The sequence below is a fragment of the Aeromicrobium sp. genome, assembly GCF_050700635.1.
Classification (GTDB): Bacteria; Actinomycetota; Actinomycetes; order Propionibacteriales; family Nocardioidaceae; genus Aeromicrobium.
On sequence record NZ_JBOHDT010000146.1, the window covers coordinates 23872 to 30247 of the forward strand.

The following is a 6376-nucleotide window of genomic DNA, read 5'->3' on the forward strand; positions in this document are numbered from 1 at the left end:
GGTGAGCGCCTCTCATGTCAGCGGTGTCGTCGTGGCGGCCGGAGGGGCGGCCTGGGAGTCCGGTGTCCTTCGTGAGATCGAGGACTCCGCTTCGATGCGCCTGGCGCGGCGTTGCGTCGACGTCGCCGAGCTGCTCGCCCTGGCTCCGAACACCGCCGCCGTGGCAGCGTTCGTCGCTGCCGATCTGCCCGGTCTCGACGCCGATGCCGTGTTCCGGCTGGAGCGAGCCGGTGTCAGCGTCATCGGTGTGGGAGCCGACGAGCGATGCCGGGCGCTTGGCATCACCGCGCGCGCAGAGCCCGGCCTGCTCGAGCAGGCCGTGGCGCACATCGACACCGTCGCGGGCGCCGACGAGACCGACGACCGCGGCGCGTCGCGGACGATCGCGGTCTGGGGTACTTCCGGAGCGCCCGGCCGGAGCACGGTCGCGGCCTCGCTTGCTGCGTCCTTCGCCCACCACGGACGCGACACGGTGCTCGTCGATGCCGACACCTACGGGGGCTCCGCGGTCCAGCAGCTGGCCATGCTCGACGACGTGAGCGGGCTGATGGCCGCCTGTAGGGCCGCCAACCAGGGCCGGGTCGACGAGGTCGCCGACCATCTCCTCGAGGTGGAGCCACGGTTGCGTCTGCTGAGTGGCATTCCGCGCGCCGACATGTGGCCGCAGGTTCGTCCGGGTGCCCTCGAGCTGGTCCTGCGACGGTTGCAGTCCGATGCCGACATCGTCGTGGCCGACTGCGCGTTCTCCATCGAGCCCGGTGCAGGAGTCTCCGGAGCCGGTCGCAACCAGGTCACCCGGCACATCGTGGCCGCGGCCGACATCGTGCTGGTCGTGGGTCGCGCGGACCCCCTCGGTTTGTCCCGGCTGGTGCGCGCCCTGCACGACATGTCGGACCTTGTCGACGTCGATCCGACCGTCGTCGTCAACCTCATGCGACCGTCTCTTGGTTGGACGCAGCGCGAGGTCGCCGACATGCTGTACCGGCTCACGGGCGTCGAGCCGGCCATGTTCATTCCGGCCGACGTCACCACGATCGACCTCGCGGTGATGCGTGGCCAGCTGCCCCGCGTCGTGGCCCCGACGTCGGCCTTCGTCATCGCCGTGGACGACCTCGCAGAATCGCTGGCGCCGATGGTACTTTCAACCCTGTCCGGTGGAGGAGGGTCATGGAGCGGCTGAGCCCCCTGGATGCGAGGTTTCTCAACCACGACACACCCACCGAGCCACGTCTGGTCGCCTCGTTGGCGATTTTCGAGCCGCACGATCCCGTTCTCACCTACGACCGCCTGATCCAGGTGATCAGCGAGCGCATCGACATCGTTCCTCGTTACCGCCAGGTGCCGCGCAGGGTCCCGGGAGCGCTCGGCACGCCGGTCTGGGTCGACGACGAGACCTTCGACATCTCCATTCACGTGCGTCGCTCCGCATTGCCGAAGCCGGGCACGCGACAGTCTCTTCACGAGCTCGTCGGTCGGCTGGTCGCCCGTCGGATCGACCTCGACCGGCCACTGTGGGAGCTCTACCTCGTAGAAGGGCTCGAGAACGGCGCCGTCGCGCTGCTGTTCAAGGCCCACCAGGCGCTCGTCGACGGCTCCGAGACCATCGACCTCGCCCAGGTGCTGCTCGAGGAGTCCGCCCACGAGCGCGAGATCCCGCACGAGGAGTGGGTCCCCCGGCCCGAGCCGCACGGTCTCGAACTCGTGGCCGCCACTCTCGACCGCAACGCCCGACGCCCCGGAGAGACGTGGCGGATCACCGAGCACCAGATCGGACGACTGGTGCGCCGACTGCCCATCATCGGGGGCTCCACGCCGCCGCCACGCGGTGTGTTGAGTGCCGAGCTCTCTCGGCACCGTCGGTTCGCCTCGCTGGCCACCGACCTCGACGACTACCGTCGGGTGCGTGAGGAGCACGGCGGCACGGTCAACGACGTCATCCTGGCTTCCGTCGCAGGCGGCATCAGGGGCTGGATGCTCACGCGTGCTGAGCAGGTCAGCGCCAAGACGAGCTTCCGCGCCATGGTGCCGATGTCCGTGGTCTCCGACGATGGACTGCCCACGTCGCTCGGCTCGAAGGTGCGTGGCCACCTCCTGTCGCTGCCGGTGGGAGAGTCCAATCCGGTCGTGCGTCTCCATCAGGTCTCCTACGCGCTCAAGGACCACCGCGAGACCGGCTCGGCGGTAGCCGCCAACAAGCTGGCCGATCTCCCCGGTTTCGCGACGTCCACCTTCCACGCCGTGGGTGCGCGGGTGGCGGACGCCGAGACCGGCCGTGGGCACCAGATCGTCATCACCAACGTGCCCGGCCCCCAGGACCCCGTCTACATGGCCGGGGAGCCCGTGGCCGAGGTGTATCCGTGCATCCCGCTGAGCGGCAGCCGGGCGGTGTCGATCGGGGTCACCTCGTACCGCGGCAAGGTCTTCTTCGGGCTGGTTGCCGATCGTGACGCCGTGCCGGACGCCGACGTGCTCGCCCAGTGCATCAGCGAGGCCCTGGTCGAGCTGGTCGAGACGGTCGGTCGCCGCACTCGCGCCCCCCGCGGACGCCAGCGCCCGCCCCGATGAGGATCTACCTCGCCGCAGACGCGCCGGCTCTGAAGTCCCTGCGCGACGGCGGATCGGTCACGCTCCCGGCGATCCCGGCCGAGAGCGACGACGAGGCCGACGAGTTCGCGGCGCTCTCGAAAGCGGCCGAGAACGGTGCCGCGGTGGTCGTGGCCGAGGTCGGTCGTACCGATCAGCCGGTCACGCTGAGCGAGGTCGAGGCCCTGCACGTCGATGCGGACGGCACCGGCGACCTCGCCTGGTACGCTACCCAGGAGATCGACGCGGTCATCGAGCTTCTGGGTTAGGACGGGTCTGACAGCCGCTTGTTGCCCAGCTCGACGTCGTTGCGGATCGAGGCGGAGATGACCTTGGCGATCTCGGGCTCGATCTTCCTGCCGATGAACGGGACGTTCACCGTCACGTCGCCCTCGACCACGAACGAGACGTCACCCTCGGCCAGGAGGTTCACGGTGCCGAGCATTCCCGCCGGCTGACCGATGACGCTCATCTTGACGTCGGCGGAGCGATTGCCGTCGCCATCGGGGCCGGTCCACTGCTCCGTCTGCTTGATCTTCACCGTGTCGCCGATGAACTTCTTGATGAAGTCGGGCATCTCGGCCTGCTGGTCGCGGACGATGGTGATGACGTGTCCGCCGTCGTCTGTCTCTTCGAGCGTGATCTCGATGTCGGTGCCCCCGGTCTCGGCCGCGGCCTCCTCGCGGAACACCGGGTTCGCGATCAGTGAATAGACGGCCTCGACGTCGGTGTTCGGGTAGGTGAACGACTCCTTGAGCAACATGTCGTCATCCTTGCAGGCTCAGCGTGCAGTGTCCTCGGTCGTCTGGGTCTCGAGCTCCGGCGGCGTGCCCGCTCCGGCCTTCAGCTCGGAGAGCCGGGCCTCGACCTCGGCCGCGGTGCTGTCGCCCTCGAGCTCCTCGAACTGGGAGTCGAGGCTGGAGGCCGCGAGCTCGGCCTGGCCGGCCACCCGTGCCTCCTCGCGCCGCACCTTCTCCTCGAACCGCGACACCTCGCTGGTGGGGTCGAGGATGTCGATCGACTTGACGGCGTCCTGCACGGTGGCCTGGGCCTCGGCGGTCTTCTGCCGGGCGACGAGCTGGTCGCGCTTGGTCTGCAGCTCGCCGAGCTTGACCTTCATCTGCACGAGACCGGTCTTGAGCTTCTCGACCGTCTCGCCCTGCGAGGTGATCATCGGGGCGGCTTCCTTGGCCTCGGACTCGAACCCGATCTGCTTGCCGAGCGCGATCTTCGCGAGGTTGTCGAACTTGTCGGCCTCACCACCCTGGCCGGACGACCGGAGCGTGTCGGCCTTCTGCGAGGCGGCCAGGGCCTTGCCGCCCCACTCCTTGGCGGCGGCGACGTCCTCGGCATGGTCGGCCTCGGCCATCCGCAGGTTGCCGATCGTGATCGCCACGGCCTCCTCGGCCTCGGCAATCGAGCTGGTGTAGTCGCGGACGAGCTGGTCGAGCATCTTCTCGGGGTCCTCGGCCTTGTCGAGGATGCTGTTGATGTTGGCGCGGGTGAGCTGGGAGATGCGTCCGAGGATCGACTGTCGCTGGGCCATGGTGCTCTCTCTTCCGTGAGGTGATGACGATCTAGAAGCGTCCGCCGCCGCTGCGACGGCCACGTTTGCTGGTGCCGCCGAAGCTGCCTGGTGTGCGTGGCGTACGTGGCGTGCCGGTCTGGGATCCACGGTACGGCGTGCCGGAGCCACCCCCGTGAGACGAGCCGCCGAGCACGCTGCCGAGGCCACCGCGTTTGCGCGCGTCGACGAGGATGCCGCCGAGCACCATCGACTCGAACCCGGGCTTCCACACCACGTCGCGATTCTGGCGGCGCTTGGTCCATTCGATGACATCACCGTCGGCGAGGATCTGGGCTTCGTCGGCGAGTCTGTCCGCGGTGTCGAGGTCGGCGCGGGCAGCATCCTGGTCATCCGCCATGGTTCGCTGGGCACGGTCGAGGTGGCGTGCGGCCCCGGAGAGCCGGGTGCGAGCCTGCGCGCCCACCGCACCTCGACGGGTCTCGATGAACTCCCCGACACCCTTGACCTTGGAGGTGACGCGTCCGAGGGCATCGGCCGCTCCGGCCGCTCCTGCTGCTGCCTCGTCGATGGCGTCGAGCAGCGTGATCGCCTGGGCGATGGCGTCCTCGGCCGCACGAGCCCGCATGGCCGCGGCCGGTCGGTCGTCGATGTCGTCGCGTCCCTGCGCGATCTGCTCGCGGGCGGTCGCGATCAGCTGCTCGGCCTGGTCGGCGTCATCCCGCACACTGACGATGGCCCCGGGCGGCAGTCGCTCGAGCGTCGATCGGCTGTCGGGGAGACGACCGGAGACCTCGTCGGCGCGCGTCGCCAACTCGTCGAGCACCTGCGGAGCGCGGGTCTGCAGGTCGCGCAGCTTGTCGAACGACTCCACCTGGGCGTCGAGCTCGGCATCGACCTCCTCGCAGATGGTGATGATGCGGGACGCCTCCTTGCGGCGCTCCATCTCGGTTTCCTCGGTGACGTCGTCGAGCCGTTGCCGGAGGGTGAAGGCCTCGCGCACGACCTCGCGCCCGCGCTCCAGCGTCGTACGAAACGTCTGAGTGGCCTGAGCGCCGAACTGGGCCTCGGCGTAGCCGAGCTCCTGCTCGGACGTCTTCAGTGCGTCGTCGATCGCCACGAGGGCACGGCTGGCGGCGGCGTCCAGCTCTTCTGACGTGAGGATGGTGGCCGGGTCGACCGGGTTGCCGTGCTCGTCGAGCACGCGGTGGGTGTGGTCGAACCGCTGCCGGACACGATGCACGATGAACGCGCCCGCGACGAGAACCAGCACACCGGCCAGGACGAAGCCACCCCACGCCAACCCCTCGTCCTCGGCGATGTCGCCGTAGCCGTCGGCCGCCTCGATCGCGGCGGCGGCGAAGTCGTCGTTGCGGAGCGCGGGAAGGATGCGCCCGCGGTCTACCGACGCCAGGTCGTCGGCGGTGAAGGTCTCGTTGTCGGTGCTGTAGCCGTAGGCGCGGTCCTTGGTGGCCACGGCGAGCAGCACGTCGCCTTGGCCCAGGCCGGACCTTTCGGCTGTGCGGGCGGCCCACTCGGGCCCCCTGAGGTCGCCGAACGTGGGCACGTAGACCACGAAGAGCTGCAGACCGGTGCGGTCGAAGAAGCGGTCGAGCGCGCGGCGGACGTCGGCCCGATCCGCACCGAGCACATCGGCCCGGTCGGTGATCTGGCCGGTGATGTCGACAGGGTCGTCGGCCTGGGCCGGCTGCACGGCGATCGTCACGGAGAGGACGGCGAGCATGAGGATCAGGGACGCCGCGAGCGTTCGCTTCATGGCCATCACACGTCGATCCTTGCCGATGGGCGGTGCCGAGACAACCGCCGTCCCTTCCCACCACAAGCACGACGAAGGCCCCGACCAGCCCGGATCTCCCGGGCCGGTCAGGGCCTTCGCGTCACCCGTCAGGTCAGTACGACGGCTGCGACTGCGGGTTCAGACTGTTCATCCTGACGTTCGACTGTGCGGCCGGGTCAGTGACCTTCAGCACGTCGAAGCCCTTCTGGATGTCGTTGGAGTAGACGTACCCGTTGTAGTAGTACGCCGACCACGACCCGCCGACGATCAGCCTCTCGTCGCTCAACGGACCACGGTCGAACCAGGCGATCTCCTTCGGGTTGGCGGAGTCGGTGAAGTCGTACACCGAGATGCCGCCCTGGTACCAGGCCTGGACCATGATGTCCTTCCCCGCGACCGGGATCAGCGAGCCGTTGTGGGCCACGCAGTTCTCGGTGTTGGAGTTGGTCCGCGGGATCTTGTAGTAGCTC

The 6376-nt window shown here is 68.9% G+C and carries 6 protein-coding genes and 1 pseudogene; 3 read left to right on the forward strand and 4 right to left on the reverse strand.

Annotation, left to right across the window (positions count from 1 at the left end; all coding sequences use genetic code 11):
- Window position 1 precedes the first annotated feature (1 nt).
- Genes ACRDPN_RS11250 through ACRDPN_RS11260 form a run of 3 tightly spaced genes read left to right on the forward strand, consistent with a single transcriptional unit; the run spans window position 2 to window position 2852 of the window.
- Entirely contained in the window at window positions 2–1180 is a 1179-nt protein-coding gene (locus tag ACRDPN_RS11250) for an AAA family ATPase (RefSeq protein WP_431447676.1), read from the forward strand.
- Window positions 1168–2565 (forward strand): wax ester/triacylglycerol synthase family O-acyltransferase, encoded by a 1398-nt coding sequence (locus tag ACRDPN_RS11255; protein WP_431447678.1) that lies wholly within the window; start codon window positions 1168–1170, stop codon window positions 2563–2565. The genes ACRDPN_RS11250 and ACRDPN_RS11255 overlap by 13 nt, the downstream gene beginning before the upstream one ends.
- Complete coding sequence (locus tag ACRDPN_RS11260) at window positions 2562–2852, forward strand: hypothetical protein (protein WP_431447681.1); 291 nt, start codon at window positions 2562–2564, stop codon at window positions 2850–2852. Before ACRDPN_RS11255 ends, ACRDPN_RS11260 begins: the two co-directional genes overlap by 4 nt.
- Here ACRDPN_RS11260 and ACRDPN_RS11265 read toward each other — a convergent pair.
- From ACRDPN_RS11265 to ACRDPN_RS11280, 4 genes and pseudogenes are all read right to left on the reverse strand, one after another.
- Window positions 2849–3346, reverse strand: a complete 498-nt coding sequence (locus tag ACRDPN_RS11265) for a DUF2505 domain-containing protein (RefSeq protein WP_431447682.1) — start codon at window positions 3344–3346, stop codon at window positions 2849–2851. The two genes, ACRDPN_RS11260 and ACRDPN_RS11265, sit on opposite strands and share 4 nt — an antisense overlap.
- A gap of 18 nt (window positions 3347–3364) precedes the next feature.
- Window positions 3365–4129 (reverse strand): PspA/IM30 family protein, encoded by a 765-nt coding sequence (locus ACRDPN_RS11270; RefSeq protein WP_431447683.1) that lies wholly within the window; start codon window positions 4127–4129, stop codon window positions 3365–3367.
- A 31-nt stretch (window positions 4130–4160) separates the two neighbouring features.
- The gene (locus tag ACRDPN_RS11275) at window positions 4161–5891 is read right to left on the reverse strand and encodes a TPM domain-containing protein (protein ID WP_431447684.1); all 1731 of its coding nucleotides are present in this window, start codon (window positions 5889–5891) and stop codon (window positions 4161–4163) included.
- A 127-nt stretch (window positions 5892–6018) separates the two neighbouring features.
- Window positions 6019–6376 (reverse strand): annotated as a pseudogene (locus ACRDPN_RS11280) (hypothetical protein); the annotation flags it as partial.

Bases quoted from the DNA above. Each gene is read 5' to 3' on its own strand.
- ACRDPN_RS11255 (WP_431447678.1), top strand. From the start codon at position 1,168: ATGGAGCGGCTGAGCCCCCTGGATGCGAGGTTTCTCAACCACGACACA.
- ACRDPN_RS11260 (WP_431447681.1), top strand. From the start codon at position 2,562: ATGAGGATCTACCTCGCCGCAGACGCGCCGGCTCTGAAGTCCCTGCGC.
- ACRDPN_RS11265 (WP_431447682.1), bottom strand. From the start codon at position 3,346: ATGTTGCTCAAGGAGTCGTTCACCTACCCGAACACCGACGTCGAGGCC.
- ACRDPN_RS11270 (WP_431447683.1), bottom strand. From the start codon at position 4,129: ATGGCCCAGCGACAGTCGATCCTCGGACGCATCTCCCAGCTCACCCGC.
- ACRDPN_RS11275 (WP_431447684.1), bottom strand. From the start codon at position 5,891: ATGGCCATGAAGCGAACGCTCGCGGCGTCCCTGATCCTCATGCTCGCC.